We start from the raw sequence: 16077 nt of genomic DNA on the forward strand, positions 1-16077 counted from the left end.
TTTGTAGATTTTGAACCAAATCCAGATGAAGAAGAAATGGTCTTTGATGAAAAAGTATTTGGTGGTGCTGTTCCGAAACAATATTTCCCGGCTGTTGAGACTGGTTTGCGTGAATGTTGTGAAGCAGGACCATTGGCCGGCTATAAGATGGTCAATTTGAAAACAACATTGATGGATGGTAAATATCATGATGTGGATTCCAGCGAAATGGCATTTAAATTAGCGGCTCACTTGGCTTTCAAAGATGCGATGACCAAAGCCCATCCGATCTTATTGGAACCAATCATGAATGTGACCATTGAGGTGCCAGATAGTTATACAGGAACCATTATTGGGGATTTGAATAAACGTCGCGGTGCCATCATGGGCATGGAACCTGTGGATGATAACCAGATCATTACTGCACAAGTTCCATTGGCGGAAATGTTACGCTATGCTTTAGATCTTCGCAGTATGTCGCAAGGTTTGGGTAGTTACACCATGGAAATGGATCGTTATGATCCAGTCCCTGACAATATTAGTCAGAAGATCATTGCTCAACATCAAAAATAGATCCAAGTTTTCTTGGGTCTTTTTCTTTGAGGGTGTATAATCAAAAAGGCAAGTCAAAACTGATCGAAAGACAGTCATTGACATTATTGCCTATTGATTTATTTACATCGTATCCATTTGGAACGAGAGTAGGAGGAAAAATTGAATATGAATCAATCAAACAGTTCGGTACGTCGTATGGCGGCACTAGCCTTATTGATCGCCATCATTCTTGTCATGTCGTACACACCATTGGGGTATCTACAGATTGGACCCATCCAAATGAGTCTATTAACCATTCCAGTAGCTATTGGTGCTGTTGTGATGGGGCCTGGTGATGGAGCTATCTTGGGTGGTGTTTTTGGTTTAACATCTTTATTTAGTGCTATATCCGGACGAAGTGCGATGGGTACGGCCATGTTTAGTATCAATCCATTGGCATGTTTTGTGGTTTGTGTTGTAGCCCGTGTTTTGATGGGATGGGGTACTGGTTTGATTTTTAAGGCGCTGCATAAGGCTATGCCAAAGAAAGAAAAATTGAATTGTGCTTTAGCTGGTTTATTGGCAGCGGTATTTAATACCATCTTCTTTATGGGATCATTAGTATTGTTCTTTTATCAAACAGAATACATCCAAAATCTAGTTACTTCTTTACATGTTTCCAATCCATTTGCGTTTGTTGCGGTAGTGGTTGGCTTACAAGGCATTTTAGAGGCAGTGTTATGTTGTATTATAACTTGTGCGGTCAGTGTACCTTTGCGCAAGCTCTGGAGCAAATAAACAAAAGTTCAAGTTCGCTTGGACTTTTTTTATGATTCGGACTAGTTGCGATAGTAGGGGAATAGTGTTAAAATTTTATAGAATGAAAGCGTTCATCACGCATTAATAGGAGGAATCGTAAATCATGTTAAAAGGTATTGCGGCAAGTGCTGGTGTATCTGTTGCCAAGGTTTATAAACTAGAAACACCAAAAGCAGTCATCACAAAACAAGAAAATTGTGATGTGGACGAACAATTAAAGAAATTTGATGCAGCACTTGAAAAAACAGTAAAAGATATCGAAGGTGTAAAAGCACGTGCAGCTAAGCGTTTAGCAGCAGATGAATTAGCTGTATTTGATGCACATTTGATGATGGTCAATGACCCAGAATTAGCTGGTCAGATCCAACAAATGATCAAAAATGATAAGGTCAATGCAGAATATGCGACCGAACAAGTAGCTGATCAAATGGTCACTATGTTTGAAAGTATGGATAATGATTATTTCCGTGAAAGAGCAGCTGATGTCAAGGATGTTACTTTCCGTTTAAAATGTAATTTATTGGGATTGGTTATTCCTGATCTAACTGCAATCGATGAAGATTCGATCATTGTAGCGCATGATTTGACACCAAGTGATACAGCACAATTGAATGAATATGTAAAAGGTTTTGCGACTGAAATTGGTGGCAAGACATCGCATTCCGCCATCATGGCGAACTCTTTGGAAATTCCTGCTGTTGTTGGTTGTCCTGGTGTCATGGATGCATGTAAGACGGGAGATATCTTAGCATTGGATGCTTTAGATGGAGAAGTGATCGTAAATCCCGATGAAGCAACCATTCAAGCCTATAAAGAGAAAGCGGCTGCTTATGCAAAAGAAAAAGAAGAATTACAAGTATTGGTCAATCAGGAAACCGTTACTCCAGATGGTCACAAGGTAGATATTGCTGGTAACATTGGTGGTTTTGATGATGTAGCTGGTGTATTGAAAAATGGTGGTGAAGGTGTTGGCCTTTTCCGTACGGAATTCCTATATATGGGCAGTGATCATTTCCCAACGGAAGATGAACAATTTGAAGCATATAAACAAGTTCTAGAAGGAATGCAAGGTAAACGTGTCGTTGTTCGTACTTTGGATATTGGTGGAGATAAGAAATTATCTTATTATCAATTCCCAGAAGAAATGAACCCATTCTTAGGTTATCGTGCGATTCGTCTATGTTTGAAAGAACAAGATGTATTCCGTACACAACTTCGTGCATTATGTCGTGCATCGGTTTATGGCCGTTTAGCGATCATGTTCCCAATGATCGCAACGATTAATGAATTCCGTCAAGCCAAAGCTATCTATGAGGAAGAAAAAGCCAAATTAATTGCTGAAGGTGTAAAAGTTGCTGACGATATCGAAGTTGGTATGATGGTAGAAATTCCAGCTGCTGCTGCATTGGCTGATCAATTCTCTAAATATGCTGATTTCTTCTCAATTGGTACCAATGATTTGATCCAATATTCAATGGCTGCTGACCGTATGTCTGAACATGTTTCTTATTTATATCAACCATTGAATCCAAGTATCTTACGTTTGGTTAAGATGACCATTGAAGGTGCGCATAAAAATGGAAGCTGGTGTGGTATGTGTGGTGCCATGGCTGGTGATGAATTAGCGGCTCCTGTTCTATTGGGACTTGGATTGGATGAATTCTCCATGAGTGCTACACAAATTCTTCGTGCTCGTAAGACCATCAACAACATGTCTTATGCGGATGCACAAGCATTAGCTGCAGAATGTGTTGAAAAAGAAACGATGGAAGAAGTACAAGAAGTTATTAAAAAACGTTTAGGCAAGTAGTCTAGGAATCATAGCCACAAAAGATCTCTTTTGTGGCTTTTTTTAGTTAGGGGCAAACTATGAAATTTAATGAATATACATATTCTCATATGGAGAAACAAGACATTCAACAACAAGTAGAATCGTTTAAACAACGTTTAGAAACGGCTGATTCTTATGCACAATTTAAAGCAGCTTTTGATGAATTGGATGCATATGATCAGAAGTTGGAATCGAATGTGACGCTTTGTCAAATTCGTCATTCAATCAATACGAAAGATCCTTTTTATCAACAAGAAAATGATTATTGGGATCAAGTATTACCAGAAATTCAATCGAATTTTCATCAAACCGATGCTGTGATCTTACAAAGTCCATATTGTGAGCAATTAAAAAAGGATGTTCCAATCACTTATTTTTTAGCGAAGGAAATGGATCAAGAAACGTTTTCCGATGCGATCATTCCTGAACTTCAAAAAGAAAATGAATTGTCTTCTCAATATCAGGCACTGATTGCGTCCAGTCAGATTGATCTGGATGGAAAGGTATACACCCTTTCTCAATTGGAGCCTTTGATGACTGCCAAAGATAGAAACATTCGCAAAGGGGCCACCAAAGCCTATTGGGGATGGTTTGATCAACATCAAGATGATCTAAATAAGATATATGATCGACTGGTCAAGACCAGAGATACAATGGCTAAAAAACTAGGATATAAGAATTATATTGAACTTGGTTATAAACGAATGTATCGTTTTGATTACGATCAAAAGGATGTTGCGAACTATCGCAAACAAATTGTTGATGTGGTCGTACCGATTGCCCAACAATTATATGAACGACAAACCAAAAGACTTGGCTTGGACCAACTCTATACATGGGACGAAAAAGTGGAATTTAAAGAGGGCAATCCCACACCCATTGATGATATTGATGGGTTATGTCAATCGGCTTTACAGATGTATCAGGAATTGAGTCCTTCTACGGGTACTTTTTTTCAATATATGTTGGATCATGATTTAATGGATCTAGAAGCAAAACCCAATAAAGCACCTGGCGGCTATTGTACATATATTCCTTCTTACAAAAGTCCATTTATCTTTGCGAATGGAAATCATACCAATCAAGATGTGGAAACATTGACCCATGAAGCGGGTCATGCCTATCAAGTGTATTGTTCTCAAGATATAAGACCGAGCGAATGTATTTGGCCGACATATGAGTCGTGTGAAATTCATTCTATGTCGATGGAATTTTTTACCCATCCATGGATGGATCGATTTTTTGGAAATAAAGCCGATGCATATCGGTTTGCCCATGTATCGGGTGCTATTAAATTTTTACCTTATGGAGCTTTGGTAGATCATTTCCAGCATGAGGTGTATGCCCATCCTCAATGGGGTCCTTTGCGACGAATGGATCGTTGGCGACAATTAGAAAAACAGTATTTACCACATAAAAATTATGAAGAAATTCCTTTTTTAGAAAATGGCGGTTGGTGGATGCGTCAATTACATATTTTCATGGATCCTTTCTATTATATTGATTATACCTTAGCACAAGTTTGTGCGTTGGAGTTCTGGTGTCGTAAGGATGACCATGTATTGAAAGATTATCAGCATCTATGTTCTTTAGGGGGGACTTTGCCATTTCGTCAATTGGTAAAAGCAGCTGGGCTGATCGTACCATTGGATCCAGGCTGCTTAGCAAAAACGATGAAACCTGTGTATCATTGGTTAACAAAGGCCAAATATTAAGCTTGAAAAACGTGTTCTATTTCGTTATTATTAACTAGAAAAGCAAAGAATAGAAGGAGTAATCTTTGGTGGCAGGATAGAGAGTCTCTGGTTGGTGAAAAGAGGTCTGTGAAAAAGATGAAGGTAGTCTAGGAGCTAGGTCTTTGAAAAGAGTAGGAGATCTCGCAGACACAGCGTTATGTGAATGAGGCATCATTTGATGCAAAGTTAGGTGGTACCACGTCAAAGCACGTCCTTTCGGATGTGCTTTTTTTTGGAAAGGATGAGAATATGAGTAAAGAAATGGCACCAAAATACGACCATTTGGCCGTAGAAGAAAACCGCTATCAATCGTGGTTAGACAAGGGATACTTTACAGCTGGTGATACGAGCAAGCATCCGTACTGTATGGTCATTCCTCCTCCAAATGTAACTGGAAAACTACATTTAGGACATGCATGGGATACAACCATTCAAGATATTTTAGCTCGTTATAAACGGATGCGAGGCTATGATGTCTTATGGTTGCCAGGAATGGATCATGCGGGAATAGCCACACAAGCAAAAGTCGATGCCCGATTAAAAGAAGAAGGCATTTCTCGTTATGATATTGGTCGTGAAAAATTTTTGGAACGTGCATGGGAATGGAAAGAAGAATATGCATCGACCATTCGGAGTCAATGGGCAAAGCTTGGTTTGTCCTTGGATTATACAAGAGAACGATTTACTTTGGATGAAGGCCTTTCTAAAGCGGTTCGTAAAACATTTGTGGATCTGTATAATGATGGCTTGATCTATCAAGGAGAACGAATCATTAACTGGGATCCAGAAGCAAAGACGGCTTTATCCAATATTGAGGTGGAGCATAAAGAAATTCCGGGTCACATGTATTATTTTAAATACAAGGTGGTGGAAACCGGAAAAGAATTAGTGATAGCGACTACTCGTCCTGAAACAATGTTTGCCGATCAGGCCATCTTTGTCCATCCAGATGATGATCGTTACAAAGATATTGTGGGCTTGCACGCCATCAATCCAGCCAATGGTGATGAATTGCCAATCATGGCAGATGATTATATTGATATGAGTTTTGGTACAGCCGTCATGAAATGTACCCCAGCTCATGATCCGAACGACTTTGCCTTGGCAAAAAAATATCATTTACCGATGCCAATTTGTATGAATCCAGATGGTACCATGAATGATCTGTGTGGTAAATATGCCGGTATGGATCGTTTTGCATGTCGTGAAGCATTGGTCAAAGATTTTGAGGCTGCTGGTGTCGTGGATCATATTGAAGAACATGCGCATCAAGTTGGCCATTCACAACGAACGGGTGTCATTGTTGAACCGTATTTGAGCAAACAATGGTTTGTGAAGATGAAACCATTGGCAGAGGAAGTATTAAAATGTCAACAAGACGAGGATCAAAAAATTCATTTTGTTCCGGCTCGTTTTGAAAAAACATTTACCCAATGGTTGGAAAATATCGAAGATTGGTGTATTTCTCGTCAGTTATGGTGGGGACATCGTATACCAGCTTGGACCAATAAAGATACGGGTGAGATCTATGTAGGCATGGAAGATCCAAAAGATACGGAAACATGGATCCAAGATGAGGATGTTTTGGATACTTGGTTCTCATCGGGTTTATGGCCATTTTCAACATTGGGTTGGCCAGAAGATACACCGGATTTGGAACGTTATTTTCCAAATGACACATTGGTTACCGGTTATGACATTATCTTCTTCTGGGTTGCTCGTATGGCTTTCCAAACGCGTTTTGCGATGCATGATCGTCCCTTTAAAGATGTTCTGATCCATGGCTTGGTTCGTGATAGTCAAGGTCGGAAAATGTCTAAATCACTAGGCAATGGAATCGATCCTATGGATGTCATTCAAGAAAAAGGAGCCGATGCTTTACGGTTTTTCTTGACCACCAATTCAACACCAGGTCAAGATGTGCGTTATGATGAAACAAAAGTGGATGCAGCTTGGAATTTCATCAATAAGATCTGGAATGCAGCTCGTTATGTACAAATGCAAGTTGGTGATGAAAAACCAGTCTTAGATCCTGAACATTTATCCAGTAGCGATAAATGGATCTTATCTCGTTTCAATGAAGTATTGAGACATATAACAGACAATATGGAAAAATATGAATTGGCCATTGTTGGAAACGAATTGTATAACTTTGTTTGGAATGATTTTTGTTCTTGGTATATCGAATTAAGCAAGGCTACCTTGTTTAGTGAAGATCCAAAGGTGGTTGCTTCCACAAAAGCCGTGCTATATACGGTTATGATCAATATTTTGAAATTGTTGTCTCCATTCATGCCATTTGTGACCGAAGAAATCTATTTAGATTTGCCACATGATAAAGAAAGTCTAAATGTGGAATCTTGGCCAGAAACCATTGCGTTTGCTTATACAGATGCTGAAAAAGAAGAAATGAATTTGGTCATGTCCACCATTGAAACGGTTCGTGAAGTCAAGACAAATTATGATATGAAACCAAGTAGAGATCTAACCATTTCTTTACGTGATGAAAAGGGTGGCTGGCATGAGCTCTCAAAAGATGCGAATGCGGTATTGAATAAGATGTGTCATGGCCATAATGTGGATGATCTACATACGGATGATATTTTATCACGTACGCTTGGACAATTTGTCTTTACTTGTGCCATGGGTGATTTGATCGATGTAGAAAAAGAAAAGGCAAAATTAACAAAAGAAATTGATCGTTTAAATAAAGAAATCAAGCGAGCTAATGGTATGTTGCACAATCCTGGTTTTGTTTCGAAAGCACCGGAAGCAAAAGTGAATCAAGAAAGAGAAAAACTCGCAAAATATCAACAGGAATTAGCTTTAACCGAAAAGCAATTAAATGAACTTTTGTCAAAATAGTCGCTGAAATTCGGGGGGGGGGGTCTATAAATTTTATTGTTTAATAAGATTTGTTGACAAAATATACAAATCAAGTAGAATGAATTGTATAGGATGAAAGGAAAGAAGAAATGCCCCGACAAAAAGCAAGAGATGCCATCAATTACTTTTTGGATCTTCAAATGGATTCCTTTGCTACAAACAGTAGTTGGTATGAAGGTTTCAAGATGCGTGATTTACACATTTTGGCATTCATTGACCGAACCCATGAGGACCATATGGTTACTGTGTCTGAATTAGCGTATCACTTAAATGTAACCCCTGCAGCAGCTAGTCAATTTGTGACAGCTTATGAGAATAAAGGCTGGGTTGAACGGATTCGTTCGGATAAAGATCGTCGAACTGTTCATGTAAAGGTTACTGAAAAAATCAACCATATATTTAAAGAACGTCTGCAAAAGATTGATGAGAGGGCAGATGAAGTATTGGCTGATTTCAGCGATGAAGAAATACTCGCTTTTTCACGAATATTAAAAGCAATCGATGGAAAACTGGGAATCAGTATCAGTCCCCGTGACAAAAAGAATTAGATTCTACAAAAAGCGCACATTGTGCGTTTTTTGTTTGTTGATTTTCTCCTTCATTATAGATATATTTATATCTATATAAATAGAGAAGAAAGGAAAACAATATGTCACATCAAGAAGCTTTAGAGGCAATCAATAATTTTTTAGAATGGCAGAAAGATGCTTTTGCCGTCACTAAAAATTCTTATAAAATGAAAGATATTCAAATCATTTCTTTTATTTATACGGCAAAAGATAATCAGGTCACGATTTCGGGTCTGGCGAAACATTTTGACATTAGTATTGCCGCCGCTAGCCAATTTATGAACGAGTACGAAGAAAAGGGTTGGATCCAGCGAATCCGATATGAAAAGGATCATCGCGTTGTATATGTGCGATTAACAAACAAAGTACTCAAAGAAATTCAGGCATGTAAAAAATGGTGTCAAACCGAAATCGAAGATGTATTTGATTCTTTTGATGAAAGCGAAATTTCGGCTTTTTCTCATATTTTAAATGCATTGAATAAAAGAATCGAATATGACATGAATAATAAGTAAAAAACACGCAATTTGCGTGTTTTTTATTGTTCTTGGGCTGCCATTTTTTGGCGATATAAATTTCGACGATCCATGGCTGTTAGACCTTTTTTGCGAAGACGGATCGCATCAGGTGTGACTTCTACCAATTCATCATCATTGATCCATTCCAATGCTTCTTCTAAGGAAAAGATGCGTGGTGGTGTCAATAACATCGCTTCATCTCGTCCACTGGATCGAATCGCTGTCAATTTTTTATTTTTTAATGGATTGACGTCCATATCAATATTTTTGGCACTTTCACCAATGATCATACCTTCATAAACAGGTGTTTGTGGTGAAATAAATAAAGTACCTCGTTCTTGCAGATTCCAGAGGGCATAGGTCATAGCCGTTCCGGTTCCATTGGAAATCATAGCACCTTGCATTCGTTGTGGAATTTCACCTTTGTAAGGCTCATAACCAGAAATTCGACGAACCAGTGTACCTTCACCATGGGTTTCATTGATAAATTCAGTACGGAATCCTAATAGACCTCGTGTTGGTACTTGATAAGTAATACGTACATAGCCATTTTCTTCATTTAGATCTTGCATCACACCTTTACGAAGATTCAATTTATTGATGATAGCACCTTGATATTCTTCTGGTGCAATGCAGATGACTTCTTCGACGGGTTCTACCTTATGACCGTTTTCATCTTCATGTAAGATAACCTCTGGTTTGGAAACGGCCAATTCATATCCTTCACGACGCATATTTTCAATTAAGATGGAAATGTGAAGTTCACCACGACCGGATACTTTGAAACAATCCGCACTATCGGTTTCTTCTACTTTTAATCCAACATTGACTTCCAATTCTTTTTCCAAGCGTTCTTTTAAATTCCGACTTGTCACATATTTACCACTTTGACCAGCAAATGGCGAAGTATTGACATGGAAGTTCATCGAAAGGGTAGGTTCTTCAATAGGAATATGGGACATTGGTTCTACATGTTCTGGGTCGCAAATGGTATCACCAATATTGATATCCGGCATACCGGCAATGACGACAATATCACCACTGTGTGCTTCTTTGACATCGACACGTGAAAGTCCTTTGTAGACAAATAATTTTGAAATGGTTTCACGCTCATTTAAACCTTGCTCATTGCAACGAATATAGGTATCGCCTTGATGCAGGACGCCATTGTAGATTCGACCAATACCTAAACGACCAATATAATCATCATAGGCTAAAGCGGATACTTGCATTTGAGCTGGTTGATCATCTTTGTCTGGATAGGGATCACAATGTTTTAAGATCGTATCAAACAAAGGATCAATATTGTCGCTTGGTGTATTCAAATCGTATTGGACTCGGCCTTCACGGGCAACGCCATATAAAATAGGGAAGTCCAATTGTTCATCGGTTGCGTTTAAGTCAAGGAATAGATCGTATACTTCATCAACAACTTCTTCGGCGCGTTGATCTTTTTTATCGATCTTATTGATCAGTAGGATGGGTTTCAAACCAATTTCCAATGCTTTGGATAACACAAATCGTGTTTGTGGCATAGGTCCTTCACTGGAATCGACCAATAAGATGACTGTATCTACGGTACGAATAATTCGTTCGACTTCACTGGAAAAGTCAGCATGGCCTGGTGTATCAACAATGTTGATTTTTACGCCATTGTGGATGATCGAACAGTTCTTAGAATAAATAGTGATACCGCGTTCACGTTCCAAATCATTGGAATCCATGACACAGTCAACGACTTCTTCATTGTCACGGAATACATCGCTTTGTCGCAAGAAAGCATCAACTAACGTACTTTTTCCTGCGTCGACATGGGCGATGACGGCAATGTTCAAGATTTTTTCTCTATTGGACATAGTGTCACTCTCTTTCTGTCTAAAAAACAGTACAAGTATAATTCAAAGTATAAAAATTTGCAATATGTTATAATATGTGCATGTTAGTAAAATATTTTAAAAAGTATTCGAGATATTTAGATCGAGAAATGGAATACAAGATCTATGGACATACAGGGAAAGTATGTCTAGTGATTCCAACCCAAAACAATCGTTTTTTTGAATGGGAAGATCGGCATATGTATGAGACGGTTGCTGAGCAAATTGAAGCAGGAAAGATTCGGTTTATCGCTTGTGATGCCATTGATCTGGAGACGTGGTCCAATGATCATGGTGATCCCAAAGAGCGTTATGATCGTCATGAAGCTTGGATCCAATATATCATTCATGAGTTAAAACCCGAAGCGGATCTGTATTTTGGATCTTCCATGCCTTGGTGGGTAACTGGAGCTAGTATGGGAGCTACCCATGCAACCAATCTCTTCTTTCGTTTTCCAGATTTGTTTGATGGTATTTTAGCCTTGTCAGGCGTCTATGAAATGGATCAATATTATGCTGGTTATCATGATGAGATCACGTATCAAAACAATCCCATGGCTTATTTATATAATATAGGTAAGGATCATCCATATATTCGGAAATACAACTTACATCCCATGATTTTTTGTGTAGGACAAGGCGATTGGGAAAGAGAAACTTCAAAAGATCTACGACAATTAGAACAAATCTTTAAAGAAAAAGGCATTCATGCTTGGTGTGATTATTGGGGGTATGATGTAGCGCATGATTGGCCTTGGTGGCAAAAACAATTTCCATATTATATAGATCATATGTTAAAAGGCGATGTAGTCTAAGCTACATCGCCTTTTTAAACAAGCATGACATCTCGTACGCCAGGCACTTCATCTAAGATCAATGATTTGATGCCACTGGAAAAATCGTTGACGGCCATAAAGCATCCTTGGCAAGCACCACGGAATGTGACATACACAACATTGTTTTCGTCAATACCCAAAAAGGCAATGTCACCACCATCTTGTTGGATATAGGGACGAATTTTATCAATACATGCTTCGACTTCTTTTTTTGTCGGGATATGTTCTTCGTTTGTTTGTTCTGCTGACATGGTATGCATCTCCTTATCTTACTATCTATAGAAATAAAGGGCTAATAAATAATGGAACCAATAGACCAATGATAAATCCACCAATGACTTCCGTAAATTTATGACCTAATACAGCTTTGAGCTGCTCTTTATAAATGGGTTCGTCATAATCGATATTTATCTGTGCTTCATCTTTGAGATCCTTGATCAATTGCTGCGTTAATTCAATATTTTTTCCGGAATAGTAACGTACATGGCAAGCATCATACATGACGATGAATGCGAAAATAGCGGTAACGGCAAATAACGCAGAATTAAATCCTTCTTGAATGCCGATGGCCATGGAAAGACCGGTTACGGTTGAAGAGTGGGAACTGGGAAATCCACCACTTGCTACGACCCAGTGGAGGTCCCATTCACCAGATTTCAAATAATAAAAGATGGTCTTGAGAACTTGTGCAATTAAATTGCAAACAAGTGCTGTCACTAATGGAAAAAGTGAAGCAGGAATGGTCATAAATCCTTCCTCCCTTGATTTCTTGTGTTCATTATATCACACAGATGATAAAAGAATAGTGATATGCTTAATGAATAATTGATAAAAGCGTAAAAATTGTCCTTTAAAAAATAATACAAAACTCGTATAATAATTTTGGTATGAATAAACCAAATATTTAAGGAGGAAATTATATGGCAAAAAAATTCCAGTCCATGGACGGTAACACGGCTGCGGCCCATAATGCCTATGCTCTTACCGAAATGAGTTGTATTTATCCAATTACACCATCTTCGCCAATGGCAGAATCGATGGATGATTGGGCAAGCCAAGGACGAAAAAATGTATTCGGTGAAGTTGTAAAAATCGCTGAATTACAATCAGAAGCCGGTGCATCTGGTGCTGTGCATGGTGCTGCACAGGGAGGAACTTTAGCAACAACATTTACTGCCAGTCAAGGTTTGTTGTTGATGATCCCAAATATCTATAAATGGGTTGGTGAAAATTTACCAGTCGTTTTACATGTAGCTGCGCGTTCACTAGCAAGCCGTTCATTAAATATCTTCGGTGACCATGAAGACATTTATGCTGTACGTCAGACCGGTATCCCTATGTTATCGTCGCATTCCGTACAGGAAGTTATGGATCTAGCTGGTGTTGCTCACTTAGCTGCCATCAAATGTCAAGTTCCATTTATTCATTTCTTTGATGGATTCCGTACTTCTCATGAAGTACACAAAGTTGAAGTATTTGACACTGAAAAATACAAAGACTTAATTGATTACGAAGCATTGGAAGAATTCCGTAAACGTTCTATGAACCCACATACAAATCCAGTAACTCGTGGTGCGAACGAAAACGATGATATCTTCTTCCAAACTGTTGAAGCTCGTAACGAACATTATGCAAATGTCGCCGATGTTGTCGCTGATTACATGAAGAAGGTCAGTGAAATCACTGGACGTGACTATAAACCATTTAACTATGTTGGTGCGCCAGATGCTGAACGTGTCTTCGTGGTTATGGGTTCAGCAAGTGAAGCTGGATTAGAAGTTGTGAACGACTTAGTTGCTAAGGGTGAAAAAGTCGGTATGATCAAGGTTCATTTGTATCGTCCATTCTCTGCAAAATACTTAAAAGCAGTTTTACCTGCAACCGTTAAACGTATTGCTGTATTGGATCGTACAAAAGAAGCTGGAGCTAGTGGTGAACCTCTATACTTAGATGTATTAGGTGCCTTGGCTGAATCTGGAATTGAAATTATCGGTGGACGTTATGGATTAGGTTCTCATGATACACAACCTTGCCATATCAAAGCCGTATTGGATTACTTAAAAGCAGACGATATCAAGACAGGATTTACGATTGGTATCGAGGATGATCTAACGCATACATCCTTACCAGTTGACACAAGTTATGTCATCGAATCCGATGCAACTTCTTGTTTGTTCTGGGGTCTTGGTTCCGATGGTACAGTAGGTGCTAATAAGAACACGATCAAGATCATTGGTGATAATACCGATCAATATGCACAAGGTTATTTCGCATATGACTCGAAAAAAGCCGGTGGTGTTACTCGTTCTCACTTGCGTTTTGGAAAATCACCAATCCACTCTACTTATTATGTAAATAATGCGGACTTTATCTCAGTATCTTTGGATGCTTATATGTTCCGTTATGATGTAGCTCGTGGATTAAAAGATGGCGGTACTTTCTTATTGAATACAACTTTCGATAAAGAAGAAATCGTAAAACATATGCCAAATCGTTTGAAGAAACGTTTAGCACAGGCACATGCAAAATTCTATATCATTAATGCAACCAAGATTGCCTTAGAAATCGGTATGGGTCGTCGTACCAATACGATTTTACAGAGTGCTTTCTTTGCTTTGAATACACAAATCATGCCTTTGGAAACTTCGGTTGATTTGATGAAGAAATTCGCTAAGAAGTCTTATGGTAAGAAAGGTGATCAAATCGTTCAATTGAACTATGCAGCAATCGATGCTGGTAAAGATGGTATTGTTGAAGTTCCAGTTGATCCAGCATGGGCTGAATTACCAAGTGGTGAATTACGTACAATGACTGGTGATCCTTATTGGGATGAATATGCAGGTCGTATCAATGCTTTGGAAGGATACGATATGCCAGTAAGCACATTTGCTAAATATGCATTGGATGGTTCTATGCAACCAAATGCAGCATTCAAAGGTCATCGTGCTACGGCTGCCATGGTTCCAGATTGGAATCCAGACAACTGTATTCAATGTGGAATTTGTTCCTTCGTATGTCCACATGCAACCATTCGTACATTTGCTTTGACTGATGAAGAAGTGGCTAATGCACCACAAGAATTCAAGACGGTTCCAGCTATTGGTGTAAAAGATCAAAAATTATCATTCCGCGTACAAACTTCACCTTCTAACTGTGTTGGTTGTGGATTATGTGTCACTGAATGTCCAGGTAAGAAGGGTGAAAAAGCCTTGAAGATGGTTCCTATCCATGACAAATTGGATGAAGATCCATTGGCAGATTACCTATTCAAAGAAACTGAATACAAGAAAGATCTATTCCCTAAGAACACGATCAAAGGTTCTCAATTCTTGATGCCTTATTTCGAAGTTCCAGGATCTTGTCCAGGATGTGGTGAAACACCTTACTATCGTTTAGCATCTCAATTATTTGGTAAAGACATGATGATTGCCAATGCAACTGGATGTTCTTCCATCTATTGTGGTGCTACACCAGATACACCATTTGTAACGGATAAAGATGGAAATGGACCTGCTTGGGCTAACTCTTTGTTCGAAGATAATGCCGAATATGGATATGGTATGGCATTGGCACAAAACTACCGTATGTCTACGATCTATAAGACAATGGAAGAAAACATGGATAGTGTTGCTCCAGAATTGAAGGCTGCTTTTGAAAAATATCTTGAAGCAAAGGGTGACAAAGATGCAGAACGTGCATTAGCACCACAAATCAAAGAATTAGCTGCTAAAGAAGCCAATGAAGATGTAAAAGCATTAGCCGATGCGGATTTGGTTGAAAAATCAGTATGGATCATCGGTGGTGATGGTTGGGCTTACGATATTGGATATGGTGGATTAGACCATGTCATGGCCAACAACGTGAATGTGAACGTATTAGTCTTAGATACTGAGGTTTATTCAAATACGGGTGGACAATCTTCTAAATCTTCGCAACGTGCTTCCATTGCTAAGTTTGCTGCTGGTGGTAAGACGGTTGCTAAGAAAGATTTAGGACAAATTGTCATGACTTATGGTACAGCTTATGTTGCTTCTGTATGTATGGGTGCCAATAAGATGCAAACATTGAAAGCATTCCAAGAAGCAGAAAGCTATGATGGACCATCATTGATCATTGCGTATGCACCTTGTGCTGAGCATCATATCAAGGGTGGATTAGGAATCCATCAACAAGTACAACGTGATGCCGTAGATTGTGGATATGTCGTATTGTATCGTTACGATCCACGTGCTGAACAACACTTGACAATTGATTCAAAAGAACCAGATTACTCGAAGATGAAAGACTTCATGATGAGAGAAACTCGATTCAATCAATTGGTTAAGTTAAAAGGTGCTGAAAAAGCCGATGAATTATTCGAAGAAGCGAAAGCAGATGCTGCACGTCGTTATCATCGTTTAGTTTCTATGGCAAAAGAAGACGAATAATCTACTGAAAAGGAACTGTATTTGCAGTTCCTTTTTTTTTGAGAATTCGTTATGATTAGAGCAGAAAA

The 16077-nt window shown here is 38.7% G+C and carries 11 protein-coding genes, 1 pseudogene and 1 other annotated feature; of the genes and pseudogenes, 9 read left to right on the forward strand and 3 right to left on the reverse strand.

Going from position 1 to position 16077, the window contains the following annotated elements:
• The 7 genes and pseudogenes from fusA to SOS22_RS00720 all read left to right on the forward strand — a co-directional run.
• A pseudogene (gene fusA / locus SOS22_RS00690) lies at positions 1 to 552 on the forward strand (elongation factor G); the annotation flags it as partial.
• Between the two features lie 147 nt (positions 553 to 699).
• Positions 700 to 1311, forward strand: coding sequence for an ECF transporter S component (locus SOS22_RS00695; protein ID WP_320596010.1), 612 nt, complete (start codon positions 700 to 702; stop codon positions 1309 to 1311).
• Positions 1312 to 1435: 124 nt separating this feature from the next.
• The gene (ptsP, locus tag SOS22_RS00700) at positions 1436 to 3142 is read left to right on the forward strand and encodes a phosphoenolpyruvate--protein phosphotransferase (RefSeq protein ID WP_320325719.1); all 1707 of its coding nucleotides are present in this window, start codon (positions 1436 to 1438) and stop codon (positions 3140 to 3142) included.
• 59 nt (positions 3143 to 3201) lie between these two features.
• Positions 3202 to 4878, forward strand: coding sequence for a M3 family oligoendopeptidase (locus SOS22_RS00705; RefSeq protein ID WP_320325718.1), 1677 nt, complete (start codon positions 3202 to 3204; stop codon positions 4876 to 4878).
• A 36-nt stretch (positions 4879 to 4914) separates the two neighbouring features.
• Positions 4915 to 5118 (forward strand) — a binding site (T-box leader).
• A 30-nt stretch (positions 5119 to 5148) separates the two neighbouring features.
• Positions 5149 to 7764 carry a valine--tRNA ligase gene (locus SOS22_RS00710; RefSeq protein ID WP_320596011.1) on the forward strand — a complete coding sequence of 872 codons (2616 nt, stop codon included), beginning with the start codon at positions 5149 to 5151 and terminating at the stop codon, positions 7762 to 7764.
• Positions 7765 to 7874: 110 nt separating this feature from the next.
• Complete coding sequence (locus SOS22_RS00715; RefSeq protein WP_320325716.1) at positions 7875 to 8333, forward strand: MarR family winged helix-turn-helix transcriptional regulator; 459 nt, start codon at positions 7875 to 7877, stop codon at positions 8331 to 8333.
• 101 nt (positions 8334 to 8434) lie between these two features.
• On the forward strand, positions 8435 to 8869 hold the full coding sequence (locus SOS22_RS00720) for a MarR family winged helix-turn-helix transcriptional regulator (RefSeq protein WP_320596012.1): 435 nt from the start codon (positions 8435 to 8437) through the stop codon (positions 8867 to 8869).
• Positions 8870 to 8892: 23 nt separating this feature from the next.
• Here the strand turns inward: SOS22_RS00720 and typA are convergent, their stop codons facing one another.
• Positions 8893 to 10728, reverse strand: coding sequence for a translational GTPase TypA (typA, locus tag SOS22_RS00725; RefSeq protein WP_320596013.1), 1836 nt, complete (start codon positions 10726 to 10728; stop codon positions 8893 to 8895).
• A gap of 80 nt (positions 10729 to 10808) precedes the next feature.
• Here typA and SOS22_RS00730 point away from each other — a divergent pair, with 80 nt between their 5' ends.
• Positions 10809 to 11561: an esterase family protein gene (locus SOS22_RS00730; protein ID WP_320325713.1), complete on the forward strand. Its 753-nt coding sequence runs from the start codon at positions 10809 to 10811 to the stop codon at positions 11559 to 11561.
• 14 nt (positions 11562 to 11575) lie between these two features.
• On the opposite strand, the gene SOS22_RS00735 is transcribed toward SOS22_RS00730, so the two are convergent.
• Both SOS22_RS00735 and SOS22_RS00740 read right to left on the reverse strand, forming a co-directional pair.
• Positions 11576 to 11833: a NifU family protein gene (locus tag SOS22_RS00735; protein ID WP_320325712.1), complete on the reverse strand. Its 258-nt coding sequence runs from the start codon at positions 11831 to 11833 to the stop codon at positions 11576 to 11578.
• A 25-nt stretch (positions 11834 to 11858) separates the two neighbouring features.
• On the reverse strand, positions 11859 to 12329 hold the full coding sequence (locus SOS22_RS00740) for a divergent PAP2 family protein (protein WP_320325711.1): 471 nt from the start codon (positions 12327 to 12329) through the stop codon (positions 11859 to 11861).
• Positions 12330 to 12502: 173 nt separating this feature from the next.
• Between SOS22_RS00740 and nifJ the strand changes: the two genes are divergently transcribed.
• On the forward strand, positions 12503 to 16009 hold the full coding sequence (gene nifJ, locus SOS22_RS00745) for a pyruvate:ferredoxin (flavodoxin) oxidoreductase (RefSeq protein WP_320596014.1): 3507 nt from the start codon (positions 12503 to 12505) through the stop codon (positions 16007 to 16009).
• The last annotated feature ends 68 nt before the right edge of the window (positions 16010 to 16077 follow it).

Origin of the sequence: Absicoccus sp., from assembly GCF_034090965.1 — a bacterium.
GTDB classification, from domain to species: Bacteria; Bacillota_I; Bacilli_A; order Erysipelotrichales; family Erysipelotrichaceae; genus Absicoccus; species Absicoccus intestinalis.